At 63.4% G+C, this 20,576-nt stretch carries 16 protein-coding genes and 2 pseudogenes; 10 read left to right on the forward strand and 8 right to left on the reverse strand.

Annotated features, from left to right (window positions below; genetic code table 11):
* Window positions 1-69: 69 nt before the first annotated feature.
* A complete protein-coding gene (locus AC5RWO_RS05260; protein ID WP_498729901.1) occupies window positions 70-2,304 on the reverse strand; it encodes a catalase in 2,235 nt (744 codons plus the stop codon).
* A 143-nt stretch (window positions 2,305-2,447) separates the two neighbouring features.
* On the opposite strand from AC5RWO_RS05260, the gene AC5RWO_RS05265 reads away from it, so the two are divergent.
* The 5 genes from AC5RWO_RS05265 (at window position 2,448) to AC5RWO_RS05285 (ending at window position 6,370) form a co-directional block, all read left to right on the forward strand.
* Complete coding sequence (locus AC5RWO_RS05265) at window positions 2,448-3,452, forward strand: DNA topoisomerase IB (protein ID WP_498729902.1); 1,005 nt, start codon at window positions 2,448-2,450, stop codon at window positions 3,450-3,452.
* Window positions 3,453-3,467: 15 nt separating this feature from the next.
* Window positions 3,468-3,860, forward strand: coding sequence for a DUF1622 domain-containing protein (locus AC5RWO_RS05270; protein WP_498729903.1), 393 nt, complete (start codon window positions 3,468-3,470; stop codon window positions 3,858-3,860).
* A gap of 43 nt (window positions 3,861-3,903) precedes the next feature.
* Window positions 3,904-4,329, forward strand: coding sequence for a hypothetical protein (locus AC5RWO_RS05275; protein ID WP_498729904.1), 426 nt, complete (start codon window positions 3,904-3,906; stop codon window positions 4,327-4,329).
* Between the two features lie 81 nt (window positions 4,330-4,410).
* Window positions 4,411-5,088 carry a DUF6766 family protein gene (locus AC5RWO_RS05280; protein WP_498729905.1) on the forward strand — a complete coding sequence of 226 codons (678 nt, stop codon included), beginning with the start codon at window positions 4,411-4,413 and terminating at the stop codon, window positions 5,086-5,088.
* A gap of 196 nt (window positions 5,089-5,284) precedes the next feature.
* The gene (locus AC5RWO_RS05285) at window positions 5,285-6,370 is read left to right on the forward strand and encodes an inositol-3-phosphate synthase (protein WP_498729906.1); all 1,086 of its coding nucleotides are present in this window, start codon (window positions 5,285-5,287) and stop codon (window positions 6,368-6,370) included.
* Between the two features lie 175 nt (window positions 6,371-6,545).
* On the opposite strand, the gene AC5RWO_RS05290 is transcribed toward AC5RWO_RS05285, so the two are convergent.
* Together AC5RWO_RS05290 and AC5RWO_RS05295 are read right to left on the reverse strand one after the other, a co-directional pair.
* Window positions 6,546-7,298, reverse strand: a complete 753-nt coding sequence (locus AC5RWO_RS05290) for a DUF427 domain-containing protein (protein ID WP_498729907.1) — start codon at window positions 7,296-7,298, stop codon at window positions 6,546-6,548.
* A gap of 59 nt (window positions 7,299-7,357) precedes the next feature.
* The gene (locus AC5RWO_RS05295; RefSeq protein WP_498729908.1) at window positions 7,358-7,681 is read right to left on the reverse strand and encodes a DUF6457 domain-containing protein; all 324 of its coding nucleotides are present in this window, start codon (window positions 7,679-7,681) and stop codon (window positions 7,358-7,360) included.
* Window positions 7,682-8,325: 644 nt separating this feature from the next.
* On the opposite strand from AC5RWO_RS05295, the gene AC5RWO_RS05300 reads away from it, so the two are divergent.
* The 4 genes from AC5RWO_RS05300 (at window position 8,326) to AC5RWO_RS05315 (ending at window position 14,596) form a co-directional block, all read left to right on the forward strand.
* Window positions 8,326-10,647, forward strand: a complete 2,322-nt coding sequence (locus AC5RWO_RS05300; protein ID WP_498729909.1) for an FdhF/YdeP family oxidoreductase — start codon at window positions 8,326-8,328, stop codon at window positions 10,645-10,647.
* A gap of 656 nt (window positions 10,648-11,303) precedes the next feature.
* Window positions 11,304-12,512, forward strand: a complete 1,209-nt coding sequence (locus tag AC5RWO_RS05305) for an NAD(P)/FAD-dependent oxidoreductase (protein ID WP_498729911.1) — start codon at window positions 11,304-11,306, stop codon at window positions 12,510-12,512.
* A gap of 335 nt (window positions 12,513-12,847) precedes the next feature.
* Window positions 12,848-14,065, forward strand: coding sequence for a formaldehyde dehydrogenase, glutathione-independent (fdhA, locus tag AC5RWO_RS05310; RefSeq protein WP_498729912.1), 1,218 nt, complete (start codon window positions 12,848-12,850; stop codon window positions 14,063-14,065).
* A 129-nt stretch (window positions 14,066-14,194) separates the two neighbouring features.
* Window positions 14,195-14,596, forward strand: coding sequence for a GlcG/HbpS family heme-binding protein (locus tag AC5RWO_RS05315; protein WP_498729913.1), 402 nt, complete (start codon window positions 14,195-14,197; stop codon window positions 14,594-14,596).
* A 585-nt stretch (window positions 14,597-15,181) separates the two neighbouring features.
* Here AC5RWO_RS05315 and AC5RWO_RS05320 read toward each other — a convergent pair.
* Window positions 15,182-15,265 (reverse strand): annotated as a pseudogene (locus AC5RWO_RS05320) (bifunctional 3-phenylpropionate/cinnamic acid dioxygenase ferredoxin subunit); the annotation flags it as partial.
* 72 nt (window positions 15,266-15,337) lie between these two features.
* Here AC5RWO_RS05320 and AC5RWO_RS05325 point away from each other — a divergent pair.
* Window positions 15,338-15,985, forward strand: coding sequence for a GntR family transcriptional regulator (locus tag AC5RWO_RS05325; RefSeq protein ID WP_498729915.1), 648 nt, complete (start codon window positions 15,338-15,340; stop codon window positions 15,983-15,985).
* Between the two features lie 75 nt (window positions 15,986-16,060).
* On the opposite strand, the gene AC5RWO_RS05330 is transcribed toward AC5RWO_RS05325, so the two are convergent.
* The 4 genes and pseudogenes from AC5RWO_RS05330 to AC5RWO_RS05345 all read right to left on the reverse strand — a co-directional run bounded on the left by AC5RWO_RS05330 (window position 16,061) and on the right by AC5RWO_RS05345 (window position 20,414).
* Entirely contained in the window at window positions 16,061-18,550 is a 2,490-nt protein-coding gene (locus tag AC5RWO_RS05330) for a GcvT family protein (protein WP_498729917.1), read from the reverse strand.
* 68 nt (window positions 18,551-18,618) lie between these two features.
* Window positions 18,619-18,854: pseudogene (locus AC5RWO_RS05335) on the reverse strand (formyltransferase family protein); the annotation flags it as partial.
* Window positions 18,855-18,900: 46 nt separating this feature from the next.
* Window positions 18,901-19,788: a tetrahydrofolate dehydrogenase/cyclohydrolase catalytic domain-containing protein gene (locus tag AC5RWO_RS05340; protein WP_498729918.1), complete on the reverse strand. Its 888-nt coding sequence runs from the start codon at window positions 19,786-19,788 to the stop codon at window positions 18,901-18,903.
* Entirely contained in the window at window positions 19,785-20,414 is a 630-nt protein-coding gene (locus AC5RWO_RS05345) for a cyclodeaminase/cyclohydrolase family protein (protein WP_498729920.1), read from the reverse strand. The genes AC5RWO_RS05340 and AC5RWO_RS05345 overlap by 4 nt, the downstream gene beginning before the upstream one ends.
* Between the last annotated feature and the right edge of the window lie 162 nt (window positions 20,415-20,576).

A 20,576-nucleotide genomic window follows, 5' to 3' on the forward strand; every position in this document is an offset into this window, starting at 1 on the left:
TTCCTATTCGAGGCCCACAACCTCCCACCGGGCACAGCCGAAGCCGCCCCGGCGGGAGTTGCTGCGGAACTAAGCCGAAACGGGGAAGCGCTCCCAGACCCGGTGCTTCCCGAGCAGTTCGGCAATGCCTTCCAGCACCGCCGGACCTTCCCCAATAACGACGCCGGGTGCTTCCTCGGGGATGCCGGCTGCGGCAAGGGCGTGGGCAACGTGGTCCCAGCCGCCGATCGCCTTGGCATGGCGGTACGCCTCGGCCAGCATCATGCTGACCCGCGGATCCCCCGCCGGATGGCCGGTCGGATCGCCCGCCTTCGCATCCCGTCCGGCGGCTGCATCCGCGCCGGGCGCCGCCGAGCCGGCCACGAGGATGGCGTCGAACTCCACCGACCGTGCCGTCAGGTAGGTCCGCTGCACCGTCAGTCCACCGGACAGCTTGCCGCCCTTTGGCGCAATGATCAGCGGAACCATGCCCGCTGCGTGGATGGCTTCCCGCGCAGTCGCCACGGCGTCCTGGTCGCTGTTGTCGTCGGCGATGATGCCCACCACCCGGCCGGCCAGCGGCCAGGACTTGCCCAGCTGGGACAGCGCGGGGCTCGGCTGCACATCGTCTTCCCGCGTGCTGGTAGGCGAGGGCGCCGGCAGGCCCAGGCCCTCGGCCACCTTGGCGCAGAGTTCGCCGTCGATATTTGCCAGTGCCTGAAGCTGTCGGATCCGGACGTTCTCCTCGTAGCACTTTCCCAGCTCGAAGGTGTAGCCCTGGATGACATGGTCCTGCTCCACCGGGGTCAGGGACCTGAAGAACAGCCGGGCCTGGCTAAAGTGGTCCTCGAACGACGCCGGAGATTCACGCAGTTTCATCGACGCCGGCAGCTCCTGCGGCACCTCGATGTACGCACTCATGTCCTCGCCCGCCAGGAAGGGACAGCCGCCGTCGAGCGAATTCGGCCGGTAGGGGGCCACGCCGCTATGCACGGCGGTCTGGTGCATGCCGTCGCGGAACATGTCGTTGACCGGAGCATGCGGGCGGTTGATCGGGATCTGCGCGAAGTTCGGCCCGCCGAGCCGGCTCAGCTGGGTGTCCAGGTAGGAGAACAGCCTCGCCTGCAGCAGCGGATCGTTGGTGACGTCGATGCCGGGGACCAGATGGCCCGGGTGGAAGGCGACCTGCTCGGTTTCGGCGAAGAAGTTGGTGGGGTTGGCGTTCAGTGTCAGCGTGCCGATGATCTGCACCGGGGCCAGCTCCTCGGGCACAATCTTGGTCGGATCCAGCAGATCAATGCCCTCGAACATCTCGTCCGGGGTGTCCGGGAAGGTCTGGATGCCCAGCTCCCACTCCGGGAAGGCACCGGCCTCGATCGCGTCCGCGAGGTCGCGCCGGTGGAAGTCCGGGTCGGCGCCGTTGATCATCTGCGCTTCTTCCCACACCAGCGAGTGGATGCCCTGCTTCGGCTTCCAGTGGAACTTCACCAACGTGGTCTCGCCGGCCGCGTTCTGCAGCCGGAAGGTGTGGATCCCGAAGCCCTCCATGGTCCGGAACGAACGCGGGATGCCCCGATCCGACATTTGCCACATGACGTGCGCCTGCGCCTCGGTGTGCAGCGAGACGAAGTCCCAGAACGTGTCGTGCGCGCTTTGCGCCTGCGGGATTTCGCGGTCCGGATGGGGCTTGGCGGCGTGGACGATGTCCGGAAACTTGATGCCGTCCTGGATGAAGAAGACCGGAATGTTATTGCCCACCAGGTCGAAAGTGCCCTCGTCCGTATAGAACTTGGTGGCAAACCCGCGGGTATCGCGCACCGCGTCCGCTGAACCACGGGAGCCGACAACGGTGGAGAAGCGGGTGAAGACCGGGGTCTCGACGCCGGCGGCCAGGAAGCCGGCCTTGGTCACCCCGGCGGCCGCGCCGTTGGCCACGAAGACGCCGTGCGCTCCAGCACCACGGGCGTGCACCACCCGCTCCGGGATCCGCTCATGGTCAAAGTGCATGATCTTTTCGCGCAGGTGGTGGTCCTGCAGCAGGCTGGGACCGCGCGGTCCGGCCTTCAGCGAATGGTCCGTCTCGTACAGCCGGACACCCTGGGCCGTGGTCAGGTAGGCGCCGCTCTGGCTGTTGGCGCTCTTCTGCGCCCCCGTGGGCGTTCCGGTCGGGGACACCATTTCCGGCGCGTCCTGGTCCGGCTTCGGCGGCAACGGGCTCTGTGGCTCGGTGCGTTCCTCCATTGCCGGCGGCTCCACCGCGGGAGCTCCGGGAATGGGCACGTTGTTGGCGGGCGTAGTGCTTTCGGGCGTGCTCTTCTCAGCCATGCTGGTACTCCAATTCGTTGAAGTTACAGCCCTGCCGTTCCAGGGCTCTTTCGCCCACCCTACTAAAAATAGTAAGCAAGCTGAATAATATGGTGGAGAAGCGGCTTTAGCCCGCACATAGTGCCGACCAGAAAGGAGCCGCAGTGACGCTTCAGCAGGAGAAACCTGCCCGCAGGCCCCGGCTGCGGCGCATCAACTGCAACGGTCCGGGGATCAGCCGCCGCCGTTACGGCAAGGGGTACAGCTACCGGGCAGCGGACGGCAGCAAGATCACGGATCCGGAAACGGTGCAGCGGATCAACCAGCTGGCCATCCCGCCCGCCTGGCGCGACGTCTGGATCAGCCCAGTCCCCAACGGCCACATCCAGGCAACAGGAATTGACGACGCCGGCAGGCGCCAATACATCTACCATCCCCGCTGGCGGGAGCTGAAGGACCGCGAGAAGTTCGACCGCGCACTGGACTTCGGCGACGCCCTGCCCACGGCGCGTCCCGGCATCACCCGCATCCTGCGCTCCGAAGGCCCCTCGGAACAGCGCGCCTACGCTGCAGCCTTCCGACTGATCGAGGATGCGGGGCTGCGGATCGGCAACGAGGAGTACGCGCAGACCAACGGCTCCTTCGGCGTGACAACTATCCAGATCCGGCATTTGCAGGTGCGCGGCTCCACCGTCGAACTGGATTTTCCCGCCAAGAGCGGCCAGCAGTGGACGGGCAGCATTGAGGATCCGGACCTCGCCGCGGCTCTGAAGCCCCTGCTCAAAAACCGCGGACCGGACGAGCAGGTCCTGGGCTACTTCGACGACGACGGCGAATTCACGCCCATCAGCAGCGCAGGCCTGAACGACTTCATCCGCGAACAATGTGGGGAGGACTTCACCGCCAAGGACTTCCGGACCTGGCAGGGAACCGTGGCTGCCGCCATCGCGCTGGCCGCCCACCCGCCGGAGCGCAGCAGTCCCACCGCGCGGAAGAAAGCCGTGGCCGCCGCCATGCGCGAGGTCGCCGAACACCTGGGCAACACCGCCACCATCGCCCGGAAGTCCTACGTTGACCCGCGCGTCATCGACCGGTTCATGAACGGCGAAACGATCGATGCCAACACCTACCGCGCCGCCGAACGGTCCGTGCGCGACCTGGTGACCTGAGGCGAAGGAGCGAGCATGGAATTCCAGCAGATCATGGAGACCGCCGGAAAGGCGGTGGACGCGGCGGGTGTGGTCGCCATCGTTCTGGGAGCGGCGGTTTCCACGGGGCTGGCAGCGGCGGACTGGTTCCGTGGCGAGCGGCACACAGTTTATGAAACCTACCGGCGCCGACTGGGACGGTCTATTTTGCTGGGTCTCGAACTGTTGGTAGCTGCAGACATCATCCGCACCGTAGCCGTCAGCCCTACCTTTCAATCCGTAGGAGTGCTCGCCATCATTGTCCTGATCCGGACCTTCCTCAGTTTCTCGCTGGAACTGGAAATCACGGGGCGTTGGCCATGGCAGAAACGGTCCTCCGAAGACCTTAACCGTCCGGAGGGGCGGACCGCTTTGCCTCGTCAGTCCTAAGTCTTGGTACGGTGAGCACAGAAACCGTAAGGAGGCTTAGGAGATGGCCCGCCGCAGATCCTGCACCCGCGCACGCAGGGTGGGCACCGCCGTCGTTCTTGGAGTTTTGGCCCTGACCGGCTGCACGAGCCTGAACCCGGGCACCGAAGAGGCAACGACGACGGCGCAGGAGTTTCATTCGGCCATCGCCGCCGGTGATGGCGCAACGGCCTGCAACCTCCTCGCCCCGTCGGCCGTGGAGGAACTCGAAGACGGTGCGCCGGGCGCCTGCGCGGATGAACTGCTGCAGCTGGTCATCCCGGGCGCGTCCCAGGTGACCCAGAGCAAGGCGTACGGGACCAATGCGCAGGTGCTGATGGACCAGGACACGGTTTTCCTGACCCGCTCCGGCGATACCTGGAAAGTCACCGCGGCCGGCTGCACGCGGCAAGGCAAACGGCCGTACGACTGCGAAGTGGAGGGGAACTGACATGCGTTGGGCATTCTGGCTCTGCCTCGGCGTGATCGCCGCGGGCCTGCTGTACATGTTCGTGATCGGCATGATGGCCCGATGAAACACAACCCCTTCATCACCAACGGGCTGAGCATCGGCTTCGGCCTGCTGTTCCTGTTTTCGCTGGTCGGGCAGGCGTTCTCCGGGCTGGCCTACTACAACGAGCAGCAGGTGGCCTCGAAGCTGGACGAGATCGGCCTCCTGCAGTACGTCACGTCCTCCAGTTTTGTGGTTGACGTCGCGGAAAATTGGCAGTCCGAGTACCTGCAGTTCACGCTGCTTATTGTGCTGGCGGTCTGGCTGGTGCAGAAGGGCTCGCCGGAATCCAAGGAGATCGAAAAGCGCGGATGGGAGTCGGACAAGGAGCAGCTGGTGGGCCAGTTCGCCAAACCGGATTCGCCCAAGTGGGCGCAGGCCGGCGGCTGGCGGACGGCGGTGTTCTCCAATTCTCTGGGGCTGGTGATGGGCGCGATCTTCGTTGCTTCCTGGCTGGTCCAGTCGGTGACCGGGTTCAGCGCCTTCGCGGAGAGCCAGCTGGCCAACCTCCAGGACCCGGGCACTTGGACCGAGTATTTGGGCTCGCCCGAGTTCTGGAACCGCACCCTGCAGAACTGGCAGTCCGAATTCCTGGCGGTATGGTCCATGGTGATCCTCGCCGTCTACCTGCGCCAGCGCGCCTCACCGGAGTCCAAGGCCGTGGGCATGCCGCACGATAAAACCGGAGCGAGCAACTGACCCCGCGGCGGCCGACCGGGGCGGCTGATCCCGCCCCAGCAGATGCCGAATCGGGCCGATCAGCGACCGGCCTAAAACTCGCCGCCCGTCACAGGAATGTTACGTCGCGGCCGATGGTTGAGTAACAAAGTAGAATAGGCAAGTTGCCCGCCCTCGGCGTGGCGGCTAACAAATTTGTATTTTTTGAAGGAGAACCGTGGCAGAGAACCCCATCAGGGTCGCGATCGTTGGCGTTGGTAACTGTGCGGCCTCGCTGGTGCAGGGCGTCCAGTACTACCGGGACGCGGATCCGGATTCGACCATTCCCGGCCTGATGCATGTGCAGTTCGGCAAGTACCACGTGAACGACGTCGAGTTCGTTGCCGCGTTTGATGTGGACAGCAAGAAGGTCGGGCTGGACCTGGCGGATGCCATCGGCGCCAGCGAGAACAACACGATCAAGATCGCCGATGTCCCGGCCACGGGCGTGACCGTGCAGCGCGGCCACACCCTGGACGGCCTGGGCAAGTACTACCGCGAAACCATCGTCGAGGCCCCGGACGAGCCCGTCGACATCGTGGCCGAGCTGCGCGCGGCGAAGGTCGATGTGATGGTCTGCTACCTGCCGGTCGGTTCCGAGGCTGCCGCGAAGTTCTACGCCCAGTGCGCGATCGACGCCGGCGTGGCCTTCGTCAACGCGCTGCCGGTGTTCATTGCGGGCACCAAGGAGTGGGCGGATAAGTTCACCGAAGCCGGTGTCCCGATTGTCGGCGATGACATCAAGAGCCAGATCGGCGCCACGATCACGCACCGGGTGATGGCGAAGCTGTTCGAGGACCGCGGCGTGACCCTGGACCGGACGTACCAGCTCAACGTCGGCGGCAACATGGACTTCAAGAACATGCTCGAGCGGGACCGGCTGGAGTCGAAGAAGATCTCCAAGACCCAGGCCGTGACCTCCAACGTCGAGGCGAAGCTGCACGCGGACGACGTGCACATCGGCCCGTCCGACTACGTGGCCTGGCTCGATGACCGCAAGTGGGCGTTCGTCCGCCTGGAAGGCCGAAACTTCGGCGACGCCCCGGTCTCGCTGGAGTACAAGCTCGAGGTCTGGGACTCCCCGAACTCCGCCGGCGTAATCATCGACGCCGTGCGCGCGGCGAAGATCGCCCTGGACCGCGGGGTGGGCGGGCCGATCCTGTCCGCATCGAGCTACTTCATGAAGTCCCCGCCCGAGCAGTACAACGACGACATCGCCCGCGACAAGGTCGAAGCCTTCATCCGCGGCGACATCGAACGCTAAAAGCCGCTGACGCCTGAGGGCACATCCAGTCCCTCACCTCCAGCCTTAAGGCATTTCGAAGGTCCGGACCCGCTACGGCGGTCCGGGCCTTCGCCGTTTCCTGCCCTTACTTGCCGGATTACCCGCTTGTCTGCGCCTACCTGCTTACTGCCTCCCTGCCTGCCTACCGCGAGGGTCAGGAAAACGTCGTAACGGGACGCTCGAGCCGATCGCCGTCGACGACCAGATCCACGCGCTCGTTGTAAAAACTGAGCAGCCCGCGGATCTTCGGATTCTCGCGGATCGGTTCGGCGTAACTCCACACGACGTCCTGCTCAAGCTGGCCGCCCGCACGGACCGACCAGTAACGGGCGCGGCCTTTATACGGGCAGGTGGTGGTCTTGGTACTCGGTTCCAACAGCTCCGTGCGCACATCCTCGAACGGCAGGTAATAGCGCGGCGGCAGATGCGTCTCGAAGAGCAGAAGCGGCCGAACGCTGTGGGCGATCTCTTCGCCGCCAATGAACACCTGCACGCGCCGCGAACTGTGCAAGGTATCAACGCGCGTGTACGGATCGCGGGCGTGCACGAACACCTGTTCGTCCTCCTCGTACCAGTCCAACTGTCGCCAGGAAAAAGTCACGTGGCCTGCCAGGGCGGCGAAGTCCCCGGTTGGTTCCTCGTAGGACCAGGCGGCCCCCTCGGCCCGTCTCCTCCCGACCCGAACGGTCCACCGGCTTCCGGCGCCGTCGCCAGCACCGGCGCCCGGAACTTCGTCGGTCAACGCGCCGGGAACGACGTCCTCACGCGGCACATAGTAGGTAGGCAGGCTGCCGGACCCGTACCGCACCAGCAACTGCGCGCGAGTGCTTTCGGCGACCAGTTCATTGCCCAGCCGGACCCGGATCCGGCGCTGGGTGGGTTCTACAAACGGCTCTCGAATGTCCATGCTTCATCTCACTGCTTACGCGCCCAACCGGTCTCGAAAACCCCGGATCGGCATTGCGCTCAGCTTGTCTCTTGGTCGGCCGGAGCAGGACCGCGATCAGCGGCGTCCTCGCAAAGTTTAAATGCGATATGAGCCGACTTTGAAATAGCTCCCTCGGGCGGCGCCTTGACACCGGTGCTTGTCGCGCCGGCCTCGTACCCAGCCGCGTAGCCCACCAGGAATGTGGTGACAGGTGCGGTCGCATGAATCACTGACTCCGCAGACTTTCTTGCTAGGTCAAGGAGCACTTCCAGGTCCACATTCAGATTTCCAATCTTCAGTTCCTGCGTCAGCCGCTGACTCCATTCGGCTACGATCCGCATCTCTTCATCTTCCACGGCCATGGTTGCTCTCCTCGGTACGTCGCCCGGAATGGGACGAACGGGTTTGCTTAGACAATACAATTCTCGGTCCTTCGATGGGCGTTATTGCCGTTACTTGTGCTGCGGATTGGAACCGACCGCTAAGAGGTGGCGTCACCAGTGCCAGTGACCGCCGAATGAGCGAGGGTGGCGGGTTGGACAGGGAGCACAATTCTCGATTGCGTGTCTAATCGCCCCTTGCGCGTTGCATTCCTTGCCAGACAGGCGTACTTTCTGCCGGGGTTTCATGCTGACCCGTCTGCAAGCCATTAGGGCACATCCCGCCGCTATGAGGCACCACCACATCAAGGGCTAAGGAGCCAATTAGTTCTAACGATTCTGTCCCTTGACAGGCGTCACGCTATAGGCCACGCTGTTGCAATACGCGAAGCAGGTTGCACAATAGGCACCGCACATGGCCCGGTTACCGGAATATTGGATCCGTCGAGCGGGCTATGTCTGGGTTCTAAAGTGCTGCCTCGGGGGACAATTGCTGATGGTCTTGCAGTCGTCCTTCAGGGTGGACTTCCGCAGCCGCCAGAGTGCGCCGAGGCGCATAGCGCTAGTGGCGGCACCTCGCGGCAACGTTCAATACATTCGGAAGAATCCAGGGCAAGCAGGAGAACATGATCAATCCCATCAAGCGGAAAGCCCCCGTCAAGGATATCGATGAGAACGAGCTTGAAGTCCATGATCCAAAAACTGCAGCAGCAGGGGTCAAGGCTGTCATGGTGTCCATGGATCGCGGCATTTCGCAGGCCGGTCTCGTGCGAACTGCCCGTTCTATGTTGCGAGTCAACCAACGGGGCGGCTTCGACTGTCCCGGCTGTGCTTGGCCCGAGTCCATATCCGGAGCCCGCAAGCCAGCCGAATTCTGTGAGAATGGCGCGAAAGCCATTGCAGAAGAAAACACGCTCCGGACCGTTACTCCAGAGTTTTGGGCAACGCATTCTGTCGAAGAATTAGCCGGAAAAAGTGAATATTGGCTGGGCAACCAGGGCAGGATTACGGAACCGGTCGTCATCCGTGAGGGTGAGACGCACTACTCACCCATCTCCTGGATGGATGCATTCAACCTCATCGGTGAACACATTCGTGCAACCACTCCGGACCGTTGCGTTTTCTATACTTCCGGACGGACAGCCAACGAGACCGCGTTCATGTACCAACTGTTCGCGCGCTCTATCGGGACCAACAACCTGCCGGACTGCTCGAACATGTGCCACGAATCTTCTGGATCCGCGCTCAACCCCACTATTGGCATTGGCAAGGGCACGGTGTCGCTGGATGACATGCACAATGCGGAGTTGATCATGGTCGTCGGCCAGAATCCAGGCACCAACCACCCGCGGATGCTCTCCGCCTTGACGGAATGCCGCCAGAACGGCGGCAAGGTCGTTGCCGTAAACCCACTGCCCGAGGCTGGCCTCCTGAAATTCAAGGACCCGCAGAGCCCCGGTAATTTGGTGCGCGGCGGGGACCAGGTCGCTGACGAGTTCCTGCAGATCAAAGTAGGCGGCGACCTAGCCCTGTTCCAAGCCTTGGGCCATCTGCTGCTGGAAGAAGAAAAACGGGCACCCGGAACGATAGTCGACCACGACTTCATCGATGCGCAGACGGATGGTTTCCAGGATTACCGAGAAGCTCGGAGCCAGCTCGACTGGATTGAGACCGAAAAAGCCACTGGGCTCTCAAGGATGGAAATAACCCGAGTTGCCGACATGCTCGCCAAGTCGAAGGCAACCATCATTTGCTGGGCCTTGGGCGTGACACAGCAGCCGCATTCCGTGAACACACTGCGCGAAATCATCAATATCCTTCTCCTGCAGGGGAACTTCGGAAAACCAGGCGCCGGGGCCTGCCCCGTCCGCGGCCACTCCAATGTGCAGGGCGACCGCACCATGGGTATTTGGGAAAAGCCCAAGGAATGGCTGTTGGCGGCCCTGGACGAAGAGTTCGGCATCAATTCCCCTCGCGAACACGGCGTCGATGCGACAGAAACGCTCGAGGCCTTCATGGACGACAAGGTGGATGTCTTTGTGTCCATGGGCGGCAACTTCGCTCTCGCCTGTTCAGATACCGAGTCGCTGGAAGCAGGCATGAAGCGGGCGGGTTTAACCGTGCATGTGTCGACCAAGCCCAACCGCTCCCACATTGTCCACGGGCGAACGTCGCTGATTCTTCCGACTTTGGGCCGCACCGACAAGGACGATAAGCATCTGAAGGGTGCACAGTTCCTGTCCGTCGAGGATTCGATGTCAGTAGTCCATTCGACGCAGGGCCGGCTGGCACCCGTTAGCGAGCATCTGCTTGCCGAACCCGTCATCATTGCGCGGATGGCTCAGGCCACCCTCGGCGAAGATCACGCCGTGGACTGGCGGGCCATGGCCGAGGATTACGATGTTATCCGCGACCACATATCCCGAGTGCTTCCCGGTTTTGAAAACTTCAACCAGCGAATCCGGACAAAGAATGGGTTCGTTCTGCCGAACCCGCCGCGCGACACGCGCTCCTTTGCCACCGACATCGGGAAGGCCAGATTCAGCGTCAGCCCGCTGGAGTATCTGGAGGCCCCGGACGGTCACCTGATCCTACAAACCATGCGAAGTCACGACCAGTACAACACAACGTTCTATGGACTCGATGACAGGTACCGCGGAATCTCCAACGGCCGCCGGGTTATCCTGGTCCATCCCGAAGACTTGAATGAACTTGGCTTCTCCGACCGGGACCTGGTGGATGTGGTCAGCACATTCAAGGGGACCGAACGCAGGGCTGATAAATTCCGCTTGGTCTCTTATCCGACTGCCCGAGGTTGTGCCGCAGCGTACTTCCCGGAAGCGAACGTCCTCGTGCATCGTGAACTCGTCGCCCGCGAATCCAACACCCCTGGGTACAAGGCGATGACGGTGCGATTCATAACCCACGAGGAGCCGCAGCTTAGCTAGGATTCCCTAGGCAGCTACTCGCCGCAAAGCCCAAGTGTTTCAAACGGACGAGTCAGGTAACCACGCCCGACCCTAAGCCCGGCATAAATTTACGGTGCAGGTGCCCACGGTCGGCTACGTCAAACGGGGCTGGTACTGCCATACCTGCGGGCAGTACCAGCAAGCGCCCGCTGCTGACTTTGCAAGGGCGGGAGCGCAATATCGCACTCCCCTGCCTTTGACCAGATCGACGACTTCCCCGTAATCGAGGGGTATCGGCTCGTTCCTTCAGCAGGATGAAATGAAAGGCCTCAGCGGCTCACTGATCTGCCCTGCCAGAATCCGAGGCAACAAAACGAAGTTGACGAATTAGAGGGTGTCCGCGCGGAGAAGCGGCAGACTGCCCTCCCTTTTACAAGCCTCGGTGTCAGTGAACCATCGATTGGCGGCGAGCAAGCACCACCCCGGCAGCTTTTTGATCCCCGTGACCACAAGATGCTTGGCATGATCTCAGTCCGGTCAATCCTGTCCAAGCGAGTCCTGATGCTGCCCGGCATCGTTCAAGGTTCGACTAAAAGGGGTTGACATCGCATGTGAGGTGCGACACCCTGAATGTGTTGCGTAAGACGAAGCGTGTTGCGCAATAAGCACAAACCAACGGTGATTTGGAGATGGCGATGCGTACATTGGCGATCGTAGGCGCGTCCTTGGCAGGTCTTTCGGCTGCCCGGGCTGCCCGGGCACTAGGGTTCGACGGAAGGCTTGTCATTATCGGCGAGGAAGCGGAGCGGCCCTATGACCGCCCTCCTCTGTCCAAGGACTTCCTGCTCGGCCGGATCACAACCGATGACCTGGCGTTGGAAGCCTCGGATGAGGATCTGCAGGCTGAGTGGTTGCTTGGTAGCCGTGCCGTCAAGCTGGACAGCGCCACCAAGACCATTACCCTCGCAAACGGTCAGTCGGTGAAAGCTGACGGCATCGTACTTGCCACCGGCGCTTCCGCCCGAAACCTCCCCCAGCTTGCTGGTCTGTCCAACGTCTTTACCTTGCGCACCCTTGCTGACAGCCAGGCGCTGGCAGCCGAATTACGGCCGGGCCGCAGGTTAGTAGTTATTGGTGCCGGTTTCATTGGGGCAGAGGTAGCCTCGACGGCCAGCGACCTGGGCCTGGATGTCACAATTATCGAGGCCCAGCCAATTCCGCTGAGCGGACCGCTGGGGCCAGAAATGGGTGCCATTGTTTCGCGGCTGCATGAGCAGAACGGCGTCGAGCTGGTCTGCGGCACCGGCGTGGAGTCCTTTTGCGCTGACGAAGGAATCGTCACCGGTGTAAAACTTAACGATGGCCGCGTCGTCCCTGCCGATGTCCTGCTCGTCGGGATCGGCGCGTCTCCGAATGTAGCATGGCTCGAAGGTTCGGGCCTCGAGGTCGCCGAGTCGGCCCCAGGTGGCGTTCTGTGTGATGCTCGCGGCCAGACTAATGCGCCGGGTATCGCAGCCGTCGGCGATTGTGCCGCCTGGTTGGATGAGCGTTCCGGCCATCATCATCGTGTAGAGCACTGGACCGGGGCACAGGAACGTCCGGCACTAGCCGTCGCCGGGCTCCTGAATTCAGGCGCTCCTAAGCAGCCGGTCAATCTCCCCTATTTCTGGTCGGACCAGTACGGTGTGAAAATCCAATTTGCAGGCAACGCCCGCGACGCCGACAGAGTTCAATTCGAGACGGGTACCGCCGAGGAGCACAGTTTCCTGGCCGTATATTACCGAGGAGAGGACCCGGTCGCGGTTCTCGGCACCAACCAGCCCCGGCTTTTTACCAGATGGAGGCGCCAGCTGAACGCCGCCAGCGCGGCACAAGTAAGCACGCTAACCCCAGCATCGTCCTGAAGCCTCCTGTTACCTTCCCGTATCTTTCCAGGAGGGTCAATGACTGGCGAAGTTACGCTTCCAGAGGATACGTACACTGCTCCCGGTCTTCCAAGTCGAGCAGGAGCGAATTGACGAAGCACTTCTGGGAATCACCTCGGACAGGCATCACTGGAGCAACGCGCTCAGGTCTGCCACTAGCCCTCCTGCCGCCTAATTTCCGGGCCAGCATGCTTGAAGTTCATGCAGACCTACCCGCGCCTGCCCGCGAACTTACATGACCAAAACTTTGCCTTCCCAATGAGGGTGCAAGTTCCGTTCTTCATCAACACACAGAAAAGAGAGGAAGACCGCTTATGTCAGGAAACAGAGCCGTTGCCTATAAAGGACCAGGGAAAGTCGAGATCATCGACACCGACTACCCAACCTTTGAACTCAGAGACGCCCCGGGGATCAACCCGGCCAACATCGGCCGCAAGGTCCCCCACGGCGTCATTCTGCGAACAGTCACCACCAACATCTGCGGCTCGGACCAGCACATGGTCCGCGGCCGCACCACCGCCCCGACCGACCTGGTACTCGGACACGAAATCACCGGCGAAGTCATCGAATGCGGACCCGACGTCGAATTCATCAAGACCGGCGACATCGTCTCGGTCCCGTTCAACATTTCCTGCGGCCGCTGCCGCAACTGCAAGGAACGCAAAACCGGCATCTGCCTCAACGTAAACCCCGACCGCCCCGGCAGCGCCTACGGCTACGTGGACATGGGCGGCTGGGTCGGCGGCCAGGCCGAATACGTCATGGTGCCCTACGCGGACTGGAACCTGCTGAAGTTCCCGGACCGCGACCAGGCCCTGGAGAAAATCATGGACCTGACCATGCTCTCCGACATCCTGCCCACCGGCTTCCACGGCGCCGTCACCGCCGGCGTCGAAGTCGGCTCCACCGTGTATGTGGCCGGCGCCGGCCCGGTCGGCCTTGCCGCCGCAGCCGGCGCACAACTACTCGGCGCCGCCGTCGTAATCGTGGGCGACCTCAACGAACAACGCCTCGCGCAGGCACGCAGCTTCGGCTGCGAAACCGTGGACGTGTCCCAGGGCGACCCGAAGGACCAGATCGAGCAACTCCTCGGTGTGCCCGAAGTGGACTGCGGCATCGACGCCGTGGGTTTCGAAGCCCGCGGCCATGGCAAGGACGCCTCGCACGAGGCGCCGGCCACCGTGCTGAACTCGCTGATGGACATCACCGCCGCCGGCGGAGCGCTGGGCATCCCCGGACTCTACGTCACCGGCGATCCCGGGGCGGCGGATGAAGCCGCGCAGCACGGCTCGCTCTCCATCAGCCTCGGCACCGGCTGGGCCAAATCGCTGTCCTTCACCACCGGCCAGTGCCCGGTCATGAAGTACAACCGCCAGCTGATGATGGCGATCCTGCACGACAAGGTCCAGATCGCCAAGGCCGTCAACGCCAAGGCCATCCCGCTCGAAGACGCACCCAAGGGCTACGCCGAATTCGACGCCGGCGCCGCCACCAAGTACGTCCTGAACCCGAACGGCTACGTCAAGAACTAGGAAGGACCGATTCAAGGATTGCGCTGGCGCTAGGGGGAACGAACGAGGTACGTCAAGCCCGGTTGTACTCAACTCAGCTCATAAGAGCCTCCCATTCCTTCAACAAACGTGTCGAAAAGGAGAATTAACATGACCTCAGTAACTCTTACGGAAGCTCGTGCGATAATCGACGCTGCCGAAAAACGCGCTGGCGAAATCGGCCAGCCCATGAATATCGCAGTAGTCGACAGTGGCGGCAATCTTGTCTCCCACGCACGCATGGACGGTGCTTGGATCGGCAGCATCGACATCTCCATCAACAAGGCGTTCACCGCTCGTGCCTTTGACATCCAAACCAAGGATTTGGGGGACAACTCCCAGCCGAATCAGCAGTTCTACGGCATCCATGCAAGCAACGGGGGCCGGATCATGATCTTCGCCGGGGGTCTGCCGCTGAGCAGGGACGGCCAGGTCGTGGGTGCGGTCGGGGTTAGCGGAGGCTCAGGCGAGCAGGATCAAACCGTCGCGGAAGCAGGCGCCGCAGCTCTGTAGATGGGCGGCAAGCCCCAGCGGCCAGGTGGCCGGTGAATAAATCACCGGCCACCTGGCCTTACCTGCGGATTGCGGACGAGGGTGGGACTGGTCTACGGTCCCACTCTTTCTGTGTTGTGATGACGCCATGAGAGCTGCCGTTGCACTCTTTGGCCGCTCCCCAGCGTTCGGATTTCGACAAGAGCAGCTGTCACCGTGGTCAAACGCCCGTTGCCCGGCGATACACACACGCCGTACGAGCCGGTTACAGGTACCGTCGCTACCAAGCGCGTCCGACCGAGTTCGATCAGTCGCGAGTAACCCCTTAAGGGGTGCGCACTAATTTCCTTCCACGGCACCGTCCGCCTCGGAGAGTGAAAGCTCAAAGGCCGGCAACTGCCGGTCAAAACGTCCTGCCCATGACGCCGCTTGCAATAGCGGCACCGAGAAAGAGGAGAATAGGAATCGTAGGTCCGATAAGAAGATAACGACGGCACTGGTTGCACAAAACATCCGTGGCGGGAAAAGGCTCTTACCGGATGGATGTTGAACCGGACAGCATGGGACCGGTGCCGGAAGGATCATCCATCAGATGTGCCCCTCGGCGGTTCGAAGATTGAACTTCGATGCGTGCAAAGGGCATTCGACTTCACCGCCTTCCACCCAGCCGTCTGCCAACGAGGCATCCTTTTATGGCGACGTCTGATATATCTTGTGTCGGGCCGATACGGCCTCGCTAAACCAACGGAGAGGCCTGGAGCGGTGGAGGGAACGATTTCTATCGGTCGGACCCGGGCGGAGCATGCCTATCTGGAGCTCCGCCAGCGCATCATTGACATGCGGTTGCCGCCGGGCGCGGCTCTGGATGAAGAAGCGCTGATGGCCGAGCTTGGGGTTGGGCGGACACCCATGCGTGAGGCGGTCAAGCGGCTGGAATCGGATCGGATGCTTACCGTCTATCCGCGTCGGGGCACAATCATCGCCGATGTGAACATCCGTGACCTGAAGGAAATCTCCGATGCCCGCCGCGTGCTGGAAGCATTCGCGGCGCGCCGGGCTGCGGAGCTAGCCACCGACGAAGATCGGCAGAGGCTGCAGGCGTGTCTGGACTCTCTGGCTGACGCCCCGTCGGAGTCCAACAAGGCCTCAATTGGTTTGGACGAGCAGATCCATCGGGCTGTGTACACGACGATGCGCAACAGCTACGTTGAAGCGACGTTGATTCAATACTTCAGTCTCTCCCAGCGGATGTGGAACTTCGTGTTGTCGGGGATGGCGCCGATTACCCGCAATGTTCAGGAGCACGTTGCTCTGCTGCACGCCATCATCGATGGGGATGCCGACAAAGCGGCGGCGCTTGCCGAGGAGCATGTGACTCACTTCGAAGAGCTTGTTCGCAGCACCCTATAAGTCAGGGCGCCGGTTAGGCATGCGATCATGAGCCGGTGCCCGGAACCGGCGCGGTTCCGGGCACCGGCTGCAAAGTCAGGCGCGGATCTTCTTCATCTCGGGGTCAACGAGCGGTTCGGAGGCCACTGTTGCGCTGATCCGTTGACCGAAGTATTCAATCTCCACCTGGTCCCCTTCGCCCACGGTCCCGGGAAGCCAGGCGTAGGCGACGGGTTTGCGCACGGTGTGGCCGTAGGCGGCGCTGGTGACATAGCCGGCGCGCTTCCCGTTGGCGAAGACCGGTTCCTTGCCCAGGACCATGGAGGCGCCGTCGTCGATGGTCAGGCAGCGCAGCCGGGTGGCCGGAGGCTGGGCAGTGCGCTGTTCCAGGGCGGCTTTGCCAATGAAGTCGTCCTTGTTGCCGCGGACCGCGAACGCGAGGCCGGCCTGAACGGGGTCGTGTTCGGTGTCCATGTCGGTTCCCCAGGAGCGGTAGCCCTTCTCGAGCCGCAGGCTGTTGAAGGCGCTGCGGCCGGCGGCGACAACGTTGAGGGGTTCGCCGGCTGCCCACAGGGCGTCCCAGAGCCGCAGTCCGTATTCGGCACTGGTGTAGATTTCCCAGCCCAGCTCGCCGACATAGGACAGGCGCATAAGCCGGACCGGGATGCCGGCAATGGTGGTGCTGGCCGCCCGGAAGTATTTCAGCCCGTCGTTGGACAGATCCTGCGGCGTCAGCGGCTGGACCAGGTCGCGAGCGCGGGGGCCCCAGACGCCGATGCAGCAGGTGCCGCCGGTGGTGTCCTGGACGTGGACCCACTGGTGCGGGTCGGTTTCGGTTTGCGCCGCTGCCTGCCGGGAGATGTAGTCCAAATCCAGTCCGCCGTTGGCGCCGATCTGGAACAGGGTCTCCTCGATCCGGGCCACGGTCAGGTCGCTCTTGATACCGCCGGCCTGATCCAGCATGAGGGTGTAGGTGACCGAGCCGATGCTCTTGTCCAGCTGGCCGGTGGTCAGTCGTTGCAGCAGCTGCAGCGCTCCGGGGCCGGAGACTTCCAGGCGTTTGAGCGCCGTCATGTCGTACATCGCCACGTTGGTGCGCGTGGCGTGTGCTTCGGCCGCGGCGATCGGGGAGTCGAACTTCGCGGACCAGTCGTCCCTAGCTGGCGGCTGCCACTCCGGGGGCAGGGTGTTGAGCAGATCGGCGTTCGCTTCGTACCAATGCGGACGTTCCCAGCCACCGGTTTCGAGGAAGAATGCCCCGAGCTCGGCCTGGCGCCGGTGGAACGGGGACAGGCGCAGGTCCCGGGGGGACTGGCGGGGTTCGAGCGGGTGGCGGATGTCGTAGATCTCGACGAAGTTCTGCTCCGAGGTTTCCAGCACGTATTCGGGCTGCACCTGGATTTCCTCGAAACGGGCGACGTCGAGCTCGCGCAGGTCCGTTTCGGACCGGCCGGTCACCAACAGCTCGGCCACCGCTTTGGCGATGCCGGCCGAGTGCGTGACCCAGACGGCTTCGGCGATGAAGAAACCCTTCAGGTCCCGGGATTCGCCCACCAGCGACCCGCCGTCGGGGGTGAAGGAGAAAATGCCGTTGAACGCGTCCTCGATCCCGGTCTCATGCAGGCCGGGCAGCAGCTGCCGGCAGGCCTTCCACGGCTGTTCGAAGTCTTCGGCGGTGAACGCGAGCCGGGACGGCATGGCATGCTCGCTGACGGGCCCGCCGGGCAGTTCGTCATAACCAACGGCTATGGGACGGTGGGCGTAGGATCCGATGCCCAGCCGGGCGCCGTGCTGGCGGAAATAGAGGTCCTCATCCTGGTGGCGCAGCAGCGGCAACACGGCATTGTTGCCGCTGCCGATGACCTTGTCCGCTGCCGCGGGCAGCTCGGCCAGCGGTGTCGTCGTCACGTACTGGTGGGCCAGCGGCACCAGCGGCACAGGCATGCCGATCAGGTCCCCGACAGCCGGACCCCAGAAGCCTGCGGCGGAGACCACGACGTCCGCCGGGAATACTGTGTCGCCGCTGCGCACACCGGTGACCCGCCCTGCGGCGCGCTCGATACCGGTCACGGGGGTGCCGCCGATGAAGCGGGCGCCACGGGATTCGGCGCGTTCGCGCAGCAGTTCCACGGCCAGAACGGATGAGGCCAGTCCGTCGCCGGGCAGGTAGAGCCCACCCAGGACCAGATCGTCGTCGATAAGGGGGTGCAGCGCCTTGGCTTCAGCGGCGTCGACTACCCTGGCCTCCAGCCCCCAGGCGGTGGCGAAGCCACAGCGACGCTTGATCTCGGCGAGGCGTTCAGGCGTGGTAGCCACTTCGAGGCCCCCGACGCGGTTGAACGCCCGGGCGCCGCCGCGAGTCAGGGAGGTGAGCTTTCGTCCGGTGTAGGCGGCGAACTCGGTCATGGCCTTCGACGGGTTGGTCTGGAACACCAGCCCGGGGGCATGCGAGGTGGAACCGCCGGTGAGCGGGATCGGTCCCTGGTCCAGGACGGTGATGTCGCCCCAACCCCGTTCGGTCAGTTCGTCGGCCAGGTTGGCACCGACGATGCCGGCTCCGATGATAACGACGCGAGGTGATGGCATGGTGTGGGCCTTTCGTTTGTGGGCGGTGCCCGCCCCAGGGCGGTACGGGGCGGGCAGCCGTGCGAGGGTCAGGTGAAGATGATGGTGCGGTGGCCGTTGAGCAGGACGCGCTTCTTGGCGTGCCAGCGCACTGCCCTGCCAGTACCTGGGCCTCGGCGTCGCAACCGATGGTGGCCAACTGGTCCTGGGTCAGCCGGTGATTAACGCGGAGGACTTCCTGCTCGATGATCGGGCCCTCGTCCAGGTCCGCTGTCACGTAGTGCGCCGTCGCTCCGATCTGCTTCACGCCTCGGGCGTGGGCCTGATCAAGCGCAGGGCTGAGACTCTGTCTCACCTTAATTAACGTGGTCTCAAAGAACCGCGCCCGCGGCTGCGGGCAGCACCGGGGAGCCGGACGCATCCGGCAGGCCGTACACGGTGTTGCGGAAAAGCAGGGCGGTAGTGACGGCACCTACACCGCCCGGTACGGGGCTCAGGGCAGCCGCCACTGCACCGACAGATCCGGCCTCGACATCGCCGACGAGGGCGCCGGCGTCGTCGAAGTTTGTGCCGACGTCGATGACCACACTGCCCGGGGCCACATGGGCGGCCCTGATGAGCCCCGCCTTGCCGGCGGCGGCTACAACGACCGCAGCGGTGCCGGTGGCAGCGGCAAGGTCAGCGGTGCGTGAATGGGCCACGGTGACCGTTGCGTCCCGGTTGAGCAGCAGGTGCAGCAGCGGTTTGCCGACCACGAGCGACCGGCCGACGACCGTAATGGACCGACCCGCAAGCGCGACCTCGTAGTGGTCCAGCAGCTCGACTACGGCGGCAGCTGTGGCCGGGGCAAAGCATGCTTCTCCGGCCAGCAGCCGGGTCAGCGAGGCAGGGTTGGCTCCGTCAACATCTTTTTCCACAGCAATGGCACTACCGAGGCCGGAGATGCTGACGCCGTCCGGGAGCGGGGTCTGCAGGATGATGCCGTGAACGTTTTCGTCTGCGCTGGCTGTTTCCAGAACCGCTCGGATGTCGGTCTCGGACGCGTCCGGCCCCAGATCGGCCACGGTGACCGTGACACCTGTCTGCCCACCGAACCGTTGCAGCGTGCGGACATATGAGGCGCTGGACGGATCATCGGTCGCGGTCACAATCAGCAGTTGCCGCTTCACGCCCTGCCGCAATAACTCGTCGACATCTGATGCGAGCTGTGCCTGGATGGCCGCAGCCACCGGCCGGCCCGAAAGGACGCGGGCGTTCATGCCAGCACCGTCTTCCGGGCTGCCTCGGTCACCGCATCCAGCCGGTCGAGCAGCCGGTCGACGCTGTCGACGATTGCCTGCAGGCTCTCACGTTCGTTCCCGCTGGCCGCAGATGCCAGGTTCGATTCCAGATTCACCCGGGCGATGGAAGCAGCGGCACGGGCCGACGCGGCAGAGGCCGCGACGTCGGCGATGACGCTGCGGTTGCCGACCGGCAGCAGCTCTTCGGCAGCGGCAGCCAGGTCCGTGCAAATGTCGATGACGGCGCGAGGAGCAGTTGTCGCCCCGGCCAGCGCGGAATTGATGGCGGCCTTGCGTTCCGCCTTTGCCGCCTCCCCGTCGGACGGCAAGGCGTACGCCACACCTACCGCGGCGAATGTGCGCGCGTCGTCTTCGGCCGCAGCAAGGGCGCGGTCCGTTAACTCGGATGCCCGCGCAGCCAGCCTCGTCATGATCGGTTCAACGTCGGCGTACTTTGCGCCGTTCGAATACCCGACCACCATCGAGAGCAGGCTGCCGGCGAAAGCGGCGTGCAGGCCCGCTACCGTCCCCCCGCCGGGTGCGGGAGTGCGGGCAGCGAGCTGTTCAAGCAGGCTTCTGATTCTTTCATTTCCTAGGTGCTGCAATCGGTCTCCTTAGGAGCGGCGTCCACGCGCTTGTGAACATACAACTGATATATAAGAAGAGAATAGTGTTCGCCGTCACACCTGTCAACGATTTTCGGCCGCGGCCAGACGGCCCTGCCCGCCTTCCGCTTATGCTGGCCCTCCAACCCGTTGGCGCACCTG

Source organism: Arthrobacter sp. B055-34, from assembly GCF_059090425.1.